The sequence below is a fragment of the Idiomarina seosinensis genome, from assembly GCF_003987275.1.
Classification (GTDB): Bacteria; Pseudomonadota; Gammaproteobacteria; order Enterobacterales; family Alteromonadaceae; genus Idiomarina; species Idiomarina seosinensis.
On record NZ_PIQF01000001.1, the window covers coordinates 1,271,282 to 1,284,253 of the forward strand.

At 47.0% G+C, this 12,972-nt stretch carries 16 protein-coding genes; 1 reads left to right on the plus strand and 15 read right to left on the minus strand.

Annotated features, from left to right (window positions below; genetic code table 11):
• Window positions 1–6 precede the first annotated feature (6 nt).
• Complete coding sequence (gene hisIE / locus CWI81_RS06110; protein ID WP_126784372.1) at window positions 7–615, plus strand: bifunctional phosphoribosyl-AMP cyclohydrolase/phosphoribosyl-ATP diphosphatase HisIE; 609 nt, start codon at window positions 7–9, stop codon at window positions 613–615.
• Here hisIE and CWI81_RS06115 read toward each other — a convergent pair.
• The 15 genes from CWI81_RS06115 to CWI81_RS06180 all read right to left on the minus strand — a co-directional run bounded on the left by CWI81_RS06115 (window position 612) and on the right by CWI81_RS06180 (window position 12,972).
• Window positions 612–1,991, minus strand: a complete 1,380-nt coding sequence (locus tag CWI81_RS06115) for an MATE family efflux transporter (protein WP_126784373.1) — start codon at window positions 1,989–1,991, stop codon at window positions 612–614. The two genes, hisIE and CWI81_RS06115, sit on opposite strands and share 4 nt — an antisense overlap.
• Window positions 1,992–1,995: 4 nt before the next feature.
• Window positions 1,996–2,790 carry an alpha/beta fold hydrolase gene (locus CWI81_RS06120; protein WP_126784374.1) on the minus strand — a complete coding sequence of 265 codons (795 nt, stop codon included), beginning with the start codon at window positions 2,788–2,790 and terminating at the stop codon, window positions 1,996–1,998.
• Between the two features lie 10 nt (window positions 2,791–2,800).
• Window positions 2,801–3,217: an MAPEG family protein gene (locus CWI81_RS06125; RefSeq protein ID WP_126784375.1), complete on the minus strand. Its 417-nt coding sequence runs from the start codon at window positions 3,215–3,217 to the stop codon at window positions 2,801–2,803.
• Window positions 3,218–3,305: 88 nt separating this feature from the next.
• On the minus strand, window positions 3,306–3,950 hold the full coding sequence (gene adk, locus CWI81_RS06130; RefSeq protein ID WP_126784376.1) for an adenylate kinase: 645 nt from the start codon (window positions 3,948–3,950) through the stop codon (window positions 3,306–3,308).
• A gap of 115 nt (window positions 3,951–4,065) precedes the next feature.
• The gene (gene htpG / locus CWI81_RS06135; protein WP_126784377.1) at window positions 4,066–5,979 is read right to left on the minus strand and encodes a molecular chaperone HtpG; all 1,914 of its coding nucleotides are present in this window, start codon (window positions 5,977–5,979) and stop codon (window positions 4,066–4,068) included.
• A gap of 68 nt (window positions 5,980–6,047) precedes the next feature.
• Window positions 6,048–6,659 (minus strand): recombination mediator RecR, encoded by a 612-nt coding sequence (gene recR, locus CWI81_RS06140; protein ID WP_126784378.1) that lies wholly within the window; start codon window positions 6,657–6,659, stop codon window positions 6,048–6,050.
• 14 nt (window positions 6,660–6,673) lie between these two features.
• Window positions 6,674–7,000 carry a YbaB/EbfC family nucleoid-associated protein gene (locus CWI81_RS06145; RefSeq protein ID WP_126784379.1) on the minus strand — a complete coding sequence of 109 codons (327 nt, stop codon included), beginning with the start codon at window positions 6,998–7,000 and terminating at the stop codon, window positions 6,674–6,676.
• Between the two features lie 15 nt (window positions 7,001–7,015).
• Window positions 7,016–8,860 carry a DNA polymerase III subunit gamma/tau gene (gene dnaX / locus CWI81_RS06150; RefSeq protein ID WP_126784380.1) on the minus strand — a complete coding sequence of 615 codons (1,845 nt, stop codon included), beginning with the start codon at window positions 8,858–8,860 and terminating at the stop codon, window positions 7,016–7,018.
• Window positions 8,861–8,884: 24 nt separating this feature from the next.
• On the minus strand, window positions 8,885–9,412 hold the full coding sequence (locus CWI81_RS06155; RefSeq protein WP_126784381.1) for an adenine phosphoribosyltransferase: 528 nt from the start codon (window positions 9,410–9,412) through the stop codon (window positions 8,885–8,887).
• 29 nt (window positions 9,413–9,441) lie between these two features.
• Window positions 9,442–9,816, minus strand: a complete 375-nt coding sequence (locus tag CWI81_RS06160; RefSeq protein ID WP_126784382.1) for a response regulator — start codon at window positions 9,814–9,816, stop codon at window positions 9,442–9,444.
• Window positions 9,817–9,859: 43 nt separating this feature from the next.
• Window positions 9,860–9,982, minus strand: coding sequence for a hypothetical protein (locus CWI81_RS12870; RefSeq protein ID WP_276567838.1), 123 nt, complete (start codon window positions 9,980–9,982; stop codon window positions 9,860–9,862).
• A 136-nt stretch (window positions 9,983–10,118) separates the two neighbouring features.
• Window positions 10,119–11,414: a tetratricopeptide repeat protein gene (locus CWI81_RS06165; RefSeq protein WP_126784383.1), complete on the minus strand. Its 1,296-nt coding sequence runs from the start codon at window positions 11,412–11,414 to the stop codon at window positions 10,119–10,121.
• A gap of 3 nt (window positions 11,415–11,417) precedes the next feature.
• Window positions 11,418–12,032, minus strand: coding sequence for an energy transducer TonB (locus tag CWI81_RS06170; RefSeq protein WP_126784384.1), 615 nt, complete (start codon window positions 12,030–12,032; stop codon window positions 11,418–11,420).
• Window position 12,033: 1 nt separating this feature from the next.
• Window positions 12,034–12,435, minus strand: coding sequence for an ExbD/TolR family protein (locus CWI81_RS06175; RefSeq protein WP_126784385.1), 402 nt, complete (start codon window positions 12,433–12,435; stop codon window positions 12,034–12,036).
• Window positions 12,436–12,447: 12 nt separating this feature from the next.
• Entirely contained in the window at window positions 12,448–12,972 is a 525-nt protein-coding gene (locus CWI81_RS06180) for a MotA/TolQ/ExbB proton channel family protein (RefSeq protein WP_126784386.1), read from the minus strand.

Here is a 12,972-nt window from a genome sequence, read left to right on the forward strand (position 1 = left end):
AATGTAATGCAATTAACGACAGCGACGATAGAACAGCTCGACTGGGATAAAATGGACGGATTATTGCCTTGCACCGTACAACATCCACTGACCGGCGAAGTACTGATGCTAGGCTATATGAACCGCGATGCCGTTAGCGCTTCTTTGGAAAGTGCTAAAGTGACATTTTACAGTCGCAGCAAACAACGCTTATGGACCAAAGGGGAGAGCTCCGGCAATGTTCTGCAGTTACACGGCATTTATGCCGACTGCGATAATGATGCACTGCTGGTGCAGGCTATCCCACACGGACCCACCTGTCATTTAGGTACCCGTTCTTGTTTTGCAGAAGCTCCAGCGCCACTGTTACAACAACTGGATGAGCTACTTGCATCACGTAAAGACGCCGACCCGGAACATAGTTACACCGCTAAGCTGTTTGCAGCCGGGGTAAAACGTGCCGCTCAAAAGGTCGGGGAAGAAGGCGTTGAAGTAGCATTAGCCGCAGCAGTCAGAGATCAAAAAGAATTGGTTAATGAAAGTGCTGACCTGCTTTATCACTTGCTGGTTGTACTACAAGCTTCTGACACAAATCTGGAAGCAGTATTGAGAGTACTGCAACAACGCCGCAGCTAAGCGGCGTTGTTTAACTGCTGTTGAAACTGTTGGCGCTGATATTTTTTCGCCACATACCTTAAGCGTATACTCATTAAAATAGCGGCAACCGACAGACCGCTGATAAAACCTATCCAAAATCCAGCGGCTCCCATTGCCGGCACAACCCAGTCGGTACGTCCTAAAATAATACCGACCGACAAACCAAACGGCCAGTAGGCAATAAATGCCATAATCATAGGATATTTGGTGTCTTTGTAGCCTCTCAACGTCCCCATCGCAACTACCTGGAAGGTATCAGACAGGGTGAAAATAGCGGCCAGCCCCATAAGCGTACCCGCTAATTCAATAATTTCGCGGTCAGGGGTATATAAACTCGCCAGCCATTGCCCTCCAAGCCACATAATCAAACCGTTTACGGCAGCAAATACGCCGCCAATCCACAGCGCCATTTTAAAACTTAACATAGCGTTTTTCGGATCTCCTGCTCCCAACGCAAAGCCAACTCTTAAAGTAACCGCCATGGAAATGCTAAGAGGGACCATATATACCAAAGAGCTTATATTTAACGCAATTTGATGCGCTGATACGACCGTTGGCCCCAATGGAGAAATCAATAAGGCCACCGCCGCAAATAAACTGACTTCGAAAAACAGCGACATGGAAATAGGAAAGCCCAGCCGGCTAATGTAGGTGACGTCGTCAAAGTTTGGTGGATACCAACGCCTGAGTAAACGCAATCGCTTATAGCGTTTCGTGGTAAACACATAAACCGCCATGGATATCGCCATTCCCCAAAATACCAATGCAGATGCCAGGCCACAGCCTGCGCCACCGAGCTCCGGAGCGCCAAAATGACCATAGATAAAAATGTAGTTCGCTGGAATATTGATCAATAGCCCAATAAAGCCAATAACCAGAGAGGGCATGGTATTAGACAGCCCCTCGCAAAAGTTTCTGAGTACCGCATAAATAACAAAGGCAGGTACACCAAAAGCAATATAGTAAAGGTAGTCCAGAGTGGTTTGTCGGAACTGCGGTTCAACCTCCATAGCGTCCAGCACATAGGGTGAACCGCTCATTGCCAACAACGTTAATACGCCAATCAAAGCGCAAGCGTAGAATCCCTGTTGCAAAATATTCGCAATACGGCGGTGACGGCCAGATCCATCAAAATGAGAAATGACAGGCGCTAATGCTAAGGCCAGTCCAAAAATAAGTAATGTCACCGGTATAAAGATACTGCCGCCGACAGACACTGCAGCCAAGTCAATGGCCCCCTTGCGCCCAGCCATTACCGTATCTACCACACTCATTAACATCTGAGTTAGCTGAGCAACCAGAATTGGCCCGGTTAGGCGAGCTAACTTTGTGATCTCTCGTGTGGTTGTCGCCATTTATTTACAATGCGCCTTTTATAAAGTCAGTGATTAACGGATTAACTTCTACGGGGTGGGTTAAAGGCCCCATATGACCCGCTGCAACTTCTCGTTCTTGTACTTTAGGTAGGGTCGCTGCTAGCGCCCGAACCACTGCTTTAGCGCTACGCCGAGTATATTCACCGGTCAACAACAACACCGGCTGATGCACCTGTTGGTAATCGTCTAAAGTTAGTGGTTCATTTAACAACGCATCAAAGTCTAAAGCGACCTTCGCCGCTTGCCCTACCATTAACCCCTGAATTTTTGCCGGTAACGCGTCAAAATAGCCAGCTTGATTCCAATAATCGACAAAGTGCCGAGTGCACTCAGTCGCATCCTTACCATGCATAGCCTCGCTGACTTCACGAATCTCCAGCATTCCCGGAGAGTCTTCTGGTAATACATGAAACGATACAGGTTCGTATAGCGCCAAACTGTGGACATCCAGCCATTGTTCTGCTGCCAGCTTTAAAGCTAACGCGCCACCGTAAGAATGCCCAATTAGGGTGACCGGTTGACTAATATCCAGCTTCTCCAGAGACTCTTTTATTCGCGGGATTTCCTGCTCCAACCGAAAATGAGCACTAGATTTAGCCGCCGGCGCTTTGCCGTACCCTAGTAAATCAACTGCAATAACATGCGTCGAACCGGCCAGCTGCTGAATTAATTCACGCCACTGCGAACTGGCGCTTTGTGAGCTGTGCAGCAATACCACCACGCCGGCCTCTGCGGATTTAGCGGGCCAATAGTGAATACCGTCAGCAAGATCTTTCATAGCCCATCCTTTAACTATTTAGAGTTACCGCAACACCAATATAACGGCCAATCAGAATTCCTGCTTCCAGCAATAACACCGCAAACGTTCCAATCACACCAATAGTTCTTGGCAATGACACCCCAACCGACCGGGTTAATCCAATAGCATGACAAAGGCGAGCGACCAGTAACGTAATACCAAGTCCGTGAATTAATGCTGTTGAGACGCCACTCATCTCAATTGCGGCCAGCAGAATGAGGGCCAACGGAACGTACTCGATAAAATTTCCATGTATTCTGACAGCAGCCATTAAATCCGCTGCATCGCCGGTACCAATACCGACTCGGTGCTTCCAGCGTAAACGAATAATACGGATTGCCAGCACCAGATAGACCAACGTTAATAGTGCGGCATAAAAACCGGTAATAAGAAGACTGTTTAGCATTTTTTTATCCTTGTTATTTTATCGCTAAAATAAAAAAGGCCCACCCACGGTGAGCCCTGTTGTTCAACAGCAGTCAAAGTAGTTGCTACTACTGTAGCAATTCGCCAAGCTCTTTGCTGACCTGTTCAACGGGCTTAGTACCATCAATCTTATGATACTCAGTGTCAGTCTTTTCGGCCAGCTTTTGATAATATTCTACCAACGGCTCGGTTTGCTCGTGATATACCGCCAGACGTTTGCGCACAGTCTGCTCTTGGTCGTCTGGGCGTATAACCAGTTCTTCGCCAGTCTCGTCGTCCTTGCCTTCTTCTTTTGGCGGGTTGTGCTCTACATGATAGACACGGCCTGAACCAGGGTGAACACGACGACCACTCATACGCTGCACAATAACCTCGTCCGGCACAGCAAATTCGAGTACGTAATCCACCTGGATACCGTGCTCCAGCATTGCATCTGCTTGAGGAATCGTGCGCGGAAAGCCGTCGAGTAAAAAACCATTCTGACAGTCTGGCTCAGCAATACGTTCTTTTACCAACTCAATAATAATTTCATCAGAAACCAGTTGCCCGGCATCCATAACCTGCTTTGCTTTTTTACCCAGCTCCGATCCCGATTTAATTGCAGAGCGCAGCATGTCGCCCGTTGAGATCTGTGGAATACCAAAAGTATTCATTAAAAACTGAGCTTGAGTTCCCTTCCCGGCCCCGGGAGCGCCTAGTAGAATGATGCGCATATACAGCCTCATTTTGTATTTAAAAGTTTGTTGGGAACTTTACCCCGATGAAGGCTTTATTACAAGCAACAAGAAACGCCGCAGTGGTCTGAACTGCGGCGTTTTTAATGACCAATTAAGCGTCTAACATCAGCTTATTAAGTTTCGTCACAAATGACGCGGGGTCTTTTAAACTGCCACGCTCAGCCAGGGTCGCCTGATCCAATAAAACGTCAGCCCACTGGTTAAATGCCGTATCATCTTTTTCAGTCATCTTTACGACTAAAGGATGATTTGGATTTACCTCAAAAATGTACTTAGTTTCCGGTACCTGCTGACCAGCAGCTTCCATTAGCTTCGCCATTTGTGTGCTCATGTCATTTTCATCGGTGATAATACAGGCCGGTGAATCAGTCAAACGATGCGTAACGCGGACTTTCTTAACGCGGTCACCTAAAGCTGTCTCAAACCGTTTCAGCTGTTCTTTAAAGGCTTCTTCAGCTTGTTCCTGCTGTTCCTTATCTTGCTCGTCATCCAGTTCACCCAGATCTAAGTCACCGCGAGTTACTGATTGCAGTTGTTTGTCTTTAAACTCGGTAAGGTGGCTCATTAACCACTCGTCAATACGGTCAGACAACAACAGAACCTCGACACCTTTCTTGCGGAAGATCTCCAGTGCAGGATTATTCTTAGCCGCTTCGTAGCTGTCCGCGACAATGTAGTAAATCTTGTCCTGACCTTCTTTCATCCGTTGCAGATAATCATCAAGACTGACAGTTTGCGCTGCGGATTCCGAGTGAGTTGATGCAAAACGCAGCAATTCAGCAATACGCTCTTGATTACCGTTATCTTCAGCAGGGCCCTCTTTTAAGACATTACCGAAGGTATCCCAGAACTGTTGATATTGTTCAGTATCGTCTTTTGCTAATTTCTTCAGCATTTGCAGCACTTTTTTGGTGCTACCGTTACGCATTGCCCGAGTAATTTTGTTGTCTTGTAATATTTCGCGCGACACATTAAGCGGCAAATCGTTAGTGTCGATAAGACCTTTAACAAAGCGTAGGTAGGTCGGCATCAACTGATCAGCATCGTCCATAATAAAGACACGTTTTACGTACAACTTGACGCCATGCTGCTGCTCCCGGTTCCAAAGATCCCAGGGCGCCCGTTTAGGCACATAAAGCAGACTCGTGTACTCTGTGGTTCCTTCTACTTTGTTGTGGCTCCAAAGCAACGGATCATCAAAGTCGTGGGCTACGGTTTTATAAAATTCCTTATATTCCTCGTCAGAGATGTCGGCTTTATCCCGTGTCCAAAGAGCCTGGCCTGAATTGACGGTTTGCCACTGACCGGGCTCTGCCGGTATTTTTTCACCGTCTTCATTTTCCTGCTCAGCAACAGGTGCTTTCCACATCTGCACAGGAATGCTGAGGTGTTCTGAGTATTTATTAATGATACCGCGCAACCGGTGCTCGTCTAAGAACTCATCTTCACCCTCTTTAAGATGCAGAATAATGTCTGTACCACGACGCGCTTTTTCAGTTTCAGCCAGCTCGAATTCACCTTCTCCTTGAGAATGCCACTCGACACCGATACTGCCTTTTTCAAAAGCAGAACGAGTACGTACAGTCACTTCGTCAGCGACAATGAAGGAGGAATAAAAACCCACACCAAACTGACCGATCAACTGACTATCTTTAGCTTGATCACCTGATAATTGACCGAAAAACTCAGCCGTACCCGACTTCGCGATAGTACCCAGGTTATTCATCACTTCGTCACGGGTCATGCCCACACCATTGTCACTAATAGTAATGGTGCGCGCGTCCTTATCCAATGAAATGCGAACGTGCAACTCACTATCATCACCGTAAAGTGAATTATCACTTAGCGCTTTAAAACGAAGTTTGTCAGCAGCGTCCGAGGCATTAGACACCAGCTCACGCAGGAATATTTCTTTATTGGAATAAAGAGAATGGATCATTAAATGCAGAAGTTGTTTTACTTCTGTTTGAAACCCATGCTTTTCGGTTTGGCCGGCTTCCGCCATAGTATGTATCTCCTATCTATTTACCAATCTGGAAAAGAGATGGGGATGATCAGGAGAATTTCAAGCGTTTAGCGAGAGAATTGTTTACGACCACTGAATGCATGGCCAAGAGTTGTTTGATCAACGTAGCCCAGCTCACCACCGACTGGCACGCCATGTGCAATACGGGTGGTGTTGACTCCAAGCTGCTCGGCTATATCAGCAATAAAATGTGCCGTTGCATCACCTTCGACAGTGGGATTGGTCGCAAGAATAATCTCACTAATTGGACCCTGCTTTAACTGTTGCTCTAGCTCATCCAAACCAATATCGGCCGGGCCAATACCGTCTAACGGCGACAGGTGCCCCATCAATACAAAGTAGCGGCCTTTAAATTGCGATGTTTGTTCAATCGCCAATACATCTGCCGGCGTTTCCACCACACATAACACGCCGCTATCGCGACGTGTAGGGTTGATGCAAATGCGGCACAGTGCTTCTTCAGTTAACGTGCGGCATTGTTGACAATGGCCGACTTTGTCAACGGCGTGTTGCAACGCCTTAGCCAGTGCTGAGGCACCGTCGCGGTCACGTTCCAGCAAATGAAAAGCCATTCGCTGGGCCGTTTTTTGACCGACCCCGGGTAACCGCTTAAGATCGTCAACTAAAGCGTCAATTGCCGGGCTGAGACCCTGTGCCATAAATTACCTCAGCTTTAAAATGGCATTTTAAAGCCAGGCGGTAAGTCCATACCACCGGTAACTTCAGACATTTTTTCCTTGCTGGTTTCTTCAACACGACGCACCGCATCGTTGGTTGCCGCTGCAATCAGATCTTCCAGCATTTCCTGATCGTCTTCCATCAAACTCGGGTCGATATTGACTCTTTTTACGTTGTGGTTACCCAGCATCGTCACTTTAACCAAACCTGCACCCGCTTCGCCGGTTACTTCAAGGTTTGCAATTTCTTCCTGGGTCTGTTGCATGCGCTCTTGCATTTGTTGCGCCTGCTTCATCATGTTTCCCATACCACCTTTAAACATTATCTTGTCCTCTTATTAAACTGCTTTAATCGTTGACTCGTTAAGCTGCGCCGCAAAGCGTTGCTGCAACTCATTAGCACCCGGGTCTTGTTGCAACCATTCTACCGCAAGTTGATGGCGATACGAATTAATATGTTGCTGTATCATTAATGGGGTCGGCTGTTGTGGTTCTTCAACCGTAAACTCAAATTTTCCTTGTTGACTTAAGGTCTGCCGAAGTGCTTCAGTAACCGCCTGCTCGGTCGCTTCACTTAATAAACTTTGCTGAGCCGGCGCGACACGCACCTGCCAATTCTGGTCCGCCACCTTGTGTAAGTTGGAATTTAACAGCAGTTGCCGGGCCAGCCCACTCACGTCCATCGCTGCAATCATTGCTGACCATTCGTCAACTTCCTCGGCTAACCGGATATTCGGATTTAGCTCGGGCAACTCTCCATCAAACGACTGTGGTATCGCTTCAGACTCGCTTTTAGGCGCTACTTCAGCGTTTTTTTTTTGATCCGCTACAGTGTTAGCAGTCGTTGGCTTGGCGTCCCCGGAAACCAATTGCTCGCGCATTTTCAACAAATCACTAATGTCCGCTGAGGATGGTTCTGTTACGGATTCGGGGGCGGGCTCCGGTTCATCAGCTTGATGATAATCCGGCGGTTCAGCAAGCGGCGGCTCCTGCTCTAACGATTCAGCAACGACATCTGCAGCAACGTTATCAGATACCGGTTCATTTAATGCTGGGACGGGTTCTGAAGGCTGCTCGGTAACCTGCTCAGCGCTATTGTTCGAAATAGGCTCAAAAGCCAACAAACGCAATAAGGTCATCTCAACGCCGGCTCGCTCATCGACTGCATAGGGTTGCTCTTTGCGCCCCTCGATAACCAAACGATAATAAAGCTGAATGACCTCAGCCGGTAGCTTACGAAGTAACTGTTTAATATTGTCTTGCTGTTCTTCTGCAGTTGCCAATTCCGGCAACTGTTGGACTAGCGCTAAGCGGTGCAGTAAGGCTTGTAACTCAGTTAATACGGCTCCCATATCAGGCACAACCGCAGCCATTTGCTCTAACAATGTAAACACTTGGTTACTACTGCCGTCAGCCACAGCGTTAAGTAAGGCGGCGATATCCGCTTTCGGCACGTTGCCAAGCATCTGTTGCACACTTTCAAGATTTACCGCGCCATCCCCTTGAGCAATCGCCTGATCGGTCAAACTAAGGCCATCACGCATACTGCCTCTAGCGGCACGTGCAAGCATGGTTAAAGCTTCCGAATTGGCAGTAACATGCTCTTCCTCGAGTACATGTTGTAACTGACCGGCAATTAAATCTGTAGTAAGTGCACGTAAATTAAATTGTAAACAGCGGGAGATGACTGTTACCGGCAGTTTCTGTGGGTCAGTTGTGGCCAACAGAAACTTGACATGTTCAGGGGGTTCTTCAAGGGTTTTCAGTAAGGCATTAAAACTATGCCTTGATAGCATATGCACTTCGTCGATCAAGTAGACCTTGTATCGCCCGTGAGTCGGCCGGTACTGGACATTGTCAAGTAATTCCCGTGTGTCTTCTACTTTGGTCCGGGACGCAGCGTCAATCTCGAGTAAATCGACAAATCGGCCTTGCTCAATTGCCTGGCAAGTATCACATTTTCCGCAAGGCGCCGAAGACACACCCTCGACGCAATTCAGTGCTTTAGCCAGTAGTCGCGCAATAGTCGTCTTACCGACACCACGGGTACCGGTAAATAAATACGCATGATGTAGGCGATTACTGTCCAACGCATGCTGGAGTGGTTTTAGTACATGGGTTTGACCTACCACCTGAGAAAACTGGGATGGCCGCCACTTGCGTGCAAGCACTTGATAGCTCATGGACTTTTGCTTATTCCTGAATCATTAAAAACGACACAAGGTATAGCATGCAACACCCTGTTGCTGCAATTTTTGTTCGCCGGGTAAGTCATTTAAGCTAACTAGAAAGGCTGCCTCTACGATTACAGCTTTAGCTTTTTTAATCAGTATTGCTGCTGCTTCGGCTGTGCCGCCCGTTGCCAGCAAATCATCTACTATCAAAACGTTATCATTAGAGTTCAATGAATCGGCCCGCATTTCTAAGCTATCTTCTCCGTATTCCAGCTGATAACTTTGCGAAACAGTTGCGCCTGGTAATTTTCCAGGTTTACGAAGCAAAGTGACACCACAACCAATTTGTTTTGCTAAAGCCGCGCCAAAGATAAAACCGCGTGCTTCTATCGCTGCAATCTGAGTAATTCCTGAGTCTCTGTAGCGTTCAGCAAATAAATCAATTGCAGCGGCAAAAGCCTCTCTATCCTGCAACAACGGCGTAATATCACGGAAGGTTATGCCAGGCTTTGGATAATCGGGAATGGCACCGATAGTCTTTTTTAACTGGTCTGGAGTCATCTTTTGAGCCTTTAAATTAGGGCCAATTTTTATGCAACCGAACGAGCCATATACGAACGTAATGTCTCTACCACGTTTGCATTCAAGGGCTTACTAAAACACGCAGTAGCACCCGCCTTCAGCGCTCTCGGTTCTATTTCCGTAAGCTCTTGAGTCGTCATAAAGAATATAGGTTGCTCTTGATAGTCAACAAGATCTCTTAGGCTTTTTATCAAACTAATGCCATCCATAACCGGCATTTTATGATCGACTAAAACCATGTCGAAAAAACTATCTTTAGCTTTACTCAATCCATCTAAGCCGTCTGTGGCTGTGGTTACTTTAAATTGTAACGGCTCCAGTAAGTTAAGTACTTGCTGTAAGGTTTTGTCTTTATCCTCGACAACGAGCAACGAGACTGACATACCTGTCATTCACCCTAAATTTAAGTGGGAAATACTTGGGACTTCAGGCAGTAAATAACTGCACGAAACGCAGCACCAGCGGTAAACAACTAATTGCTATGAACAGCACTAGGCCAACTAATAGAAAAGGAAAACCTGAAGGATCTTTTTGGTTCTCTACTGCCATGATTAACTCCTCGTAAAAATCACGGCGCTGATCATACTCGATAAAAAACTAATTAACAAATCCCATGAAAATAAAAAAAGACCCTGCCAGCAAGCTGGTAGAGTCTTTTTAAACAGGTTAGCTTTACTCTATTAGCTTAGAGATCCACACCTTTGCGTTTCGCCGTTGACTGGATATAACCTCTCCAGCTACGTGCACTGCGTCGTTGGCCGTCAAATTCTGCTGCACGGTTAACGTAACGCATAGCTTCACGATATTCTCCACCGTAGAAGTAAGCTTCTGCCAGCGACATGTAAACACGTCCCTGATCGTTACCTTCCAGGTAGTCGAGCGCTTCTCGCAACGGTGTTGCAGCCGCAATGTACTGTTCATTCTGCAACAATAAACTACCCTGTTTACGCAGGTACTCACCTTTGTCTTCAGCGTCGTCAGTTGCTGCAGCGGCTCGCTCATACCAGTTTACCGCTTCTGCGAATTCTTTCGCACGGTGAAAGCTGTTAGCCGCGGTCGCCATATTTTTAGCGGTAGCTTCAATATCACCGCTATCAATATGCTTGGCCATAGTTACTGCTGCTTTGTAGGGAATACCTTCATTATCATAAAGCTGGACCAACATTTTGAACTGGTCTTCTTTATCAAGGTAATCCGCCAAATAGGCAATCTCTATCGTCGCAAGCGCTTTCTCAAGGTTTTCCTCAATCATGTAAAACTGAGCTAACTGAGTCCACCATTGAGAGACTTCTGGCAACCTATTCAAACCTTCTTCAAGAATCTCTATCGCTTGTGAATACATCTTGCGCTCATAGTAAGAGGCCATTAACAAGGTATAGACGTTCTTATTTGGTTCATCTGCATTATTTAATGCTGCGCGTGCAAACGGAACGATTTTTTCAAACTCTTTCTGCTGATAATACGCGTTAGCAATAAACATGAAGATCTGCGGATCTTTTTCACCAGTGAACTTGATCCAACGCACAAGATAATCGATTGAGTTCTCATACTGCTCATCTTGCAACGCCAGTTGACCGGCTAATTTAAGCGATGCAGCTTGGTCATTCCAACCAAGCACGTCAGCATCTGCCGCGGCTTTTAATATCGGAAGTGCGCGGTCAAGCTGCTCATCCTGAGCATAAAGAGTACCTAAAAACCGACCCATGTAGGCTTTGTCGTAGCCACCATCGACTTCCGGGTACTCTTCTTCTAATACCGCGATCGCTTCTTTTAATTGCTCTTGCTCGTACAGCTCAAAGGCATCCATAATCGCCCGACCCACACCTTGACTGGCGGCCTGGTTATCACGATTTTCCTTCTGTGCTTTTACGGTTTCTTTGCTTGGGATCTCGAAACCGAGATCCTGTGCGGTAGCTGGAACAGCTACCAACACAGAGGCAAAGGCAAGGGCACTAACAAATGTCTTCATTGCTGCTTTCATTTCTTATTGCCCATCCATATTAAAGTCGAGCTGAACGGTCATACCTTCCTGACGGATAGGCTTACCATCGACGATCTTAGGCTTGTACTTCCACCGCATCAACGCACGGCGGGCCTCACGATCAAATACTCGACGAGGTTCAGAGTCAATTACTTCGATGTCAGTTACGCCACCTTGCTTATCGATCGTAAACCTTAATTGCACCCAACCTTCAGTGCCGTTACGGGCAGCTGCTGGTGGATAACGAGGTTCAATTCGAACAATAGGCGTAGCCTCGCCATCTTGGTTCATCATGTTGCCAGGACCGGATAATCCCGTATCCGCTCCACCAACATCAACATCAAAACCCATGTTCATGTTCATACCACCTGAGTCATTTGTATCCGGCTCAGACTGTGGCGTCTCAGGCGGCTGCTCGGGCGGCGGTGGTGGTGGCGGCGGCGTTCTCTGCCGTTCCTGAACATCTGCGTCAGGCGGCGACGTTACGATGTCAATGACCGGCGTTGGAGGCGGAGCTTCGTTACTCTTCGCCCCCCCGCCGATTAAGTAAGCCATAAAAGCAAACAGAGCAAACGTAACGGCCGCACCTAGTAGTAAAGATACTAAAAAGCGCACCATATTAGTTATTCTCCGCTGCTATGGATATCTTATCGATACCCGCTTCCTTAATCTGGTCCATAACTTCGACAACGCGACCATGCTCAGCTTCTTTATCTGCCTGAATAACCACCAAATCAGTTGGCTGCTCGGCCAGCATCCGTTCAAGGTTTGCTGCCACGCGCTTAACGTCAACTTGGCGTTTATCCATCCAGACTTCACCGGTATCGCGAATAGCGATAAAGATGTTAGCTGAAGGCTCCTTGTTAGCTTGGTTAGCTTCAGGTTTATTCACCTGAATACCAGCTTCTTTAACAAAAGAGGTTGTCACGATAAAGAAGATCAACATTATGAAGACGATGTCTAGCATCGGCGTCATGTCAATCGCCGCATCTTCCTCTTCACGATTACGATTACGTGCCATAATTTTACTCTCTTAGTGATGTGGCAGACTGTCGACCAGGCTTTGTTTCGCGCGACGAACCTTGCTTTCAAGGCGAGTTGCGAAAAACATTCCCGATAATGCTGCAACCATTCCCGCCATTGTCGGGATAGTCGCCATCGAGATACCGGACGCCATCAAACGGGGGTTACCCGTACCCTGCACTGCCATGATTTCAAATACCGTAATCATACCGGTCACAGTACCTAACAACCCAACAAGTGGGCATAAAGCAACACAGGTTTTAATCAACAGAATACGTGCATTCAGTTTATCGTTAGCTTCGGAAATCCATGCTTCACGGATTCTATGTGCGTACCATGAGGTGGTATCTTTCCGCGCATCCCAATTCGTAATAATTTTACTACGAATTTTAGGGAATACGCCTGAGAGGAACCAATAACGCTCAATCATCAGTACCCACATGAGAAAGAGTACCGCCATGACGATGTATAAAACATCGCCACCGGTCGCAATAAAATCCCTGACAGATTCCCAAAGTTCCATCAGGTAAAGCAT

Excerpts from the sequence above, each read along its gene's own strand:
- CWI81_RS06165 (WP_126784383.1), bottom strand. The coding sequence starts at position 11,414 with ATGAAAGCAGCAATGAAGACATTTGTTAGTGCCCTTGCCTTTGCCTCT.
- CWI81_RS06145 (WP_126784379.1), bottom strand. The coding sequence starts at position 7,000 with ATGTTTAAAGGTGGTATGGGAAACATGATGAAGCAGGCGCAACAAATG.
- adk (WP_126784376.1), bottom strand. The coding sequence starts at position 3,950 with ATGCGCATCATTCTACTAGGCGCTCCCGGGGCCGGGAAGGGAACTCAA.
- recR (WP_126784378.1), bottom strand. The coding sequence starts at position 6,659 with ATGGCACAGGGTCTCAGCCCGGCAATTGACGCTTTAGTTGACGATCTT.
- CWI81_RS06155 (WP_126784381.1), bottom strand. The coding sequence starts at position 9,412 with ATGACTCCAGACCAGTTAAAAAAGACTATCGGTGCCATTCCCGATTAT.
- CWI81_RS06160 (WP_126784382.1), bottom strand. The coding sequence starts at position 9,816 with ATGTCAGTCTCGTTGCTCGTTGTCGAGGATAAAGACAAAACCTTACAG.
- hisIE (WP_126784372.1), top strand. The coding sequence starts at position 7 with ATGCAATTAACGACAGCGACGATAGAACAGCTCGACTGGGATAAAATG.
- dnaX (WP_126784380.1), bottom strand. The coding sequence starts at position 8,860 with ATGAGCTATCAAGTGCTTGCACGCAAGTGGCGGCCATCCCAGTTTTCT.
- CWI81_RS06170 (WP_126784384.1), bottom strand. The coding sequence starts at position 12,032 with ATGGTGCGCTTTTTAGTATCTTTACTACTAGGTGCGGCCGTTACGTTT.
- CWI81_RS12870 (WP_276567838.1), bottom strand. The coding sequence starts at position 9,982 with ATGGCAGTAGAGAACCAAAAAGATCCTTCAGGTTTTCCTTTTCTATTA.
- CWI81_RS06125 (WP_126784375.1), bottom strand. The coding sequence starts at position 3,217 with ATGCTAAACAGTCTTCTTATTACCGGTTTTTATGCCGCACTATTAACG.
- CWI81_RS06120 (WP_126784374.1), bottom strand. The coding sequence starts at position 2,790 with ATGAAAGATCTTGCTGACGGTATTCACTATTGGCCCGCTAAATCCGCA.
- CWI81_RS06175 (WP_126784385.1), bottom strand. The coding sequence starts at position 12,435 with ATGGCACGTAATCGTAATCGTGAAGAGGAAGATGCGGCGATTGACATG.
- CWI81_RS06180 (WP_126784386.1), bottom strand. The coding sequence starts at position 12,972 with ATGCTTTACCTGATGGAACTTTGGGAATCTGTCAGGGATTTTATTGCG.
- CWI81_RS06115 (WP_126784373.1), bottom strand. The coding sequence starts at position 1,991 with ATGGCGACAACCACACGAGAGATCACAAAGTTAGCTCGCCTAACCGGG.
- htpG (WP_126784377.1), bottom strand. The coding sequence starts at position 5,979 with ATGGCGGAAGCCGGCCAAACCGAAAAGCATGGGTTTCAAACAGAAGTA.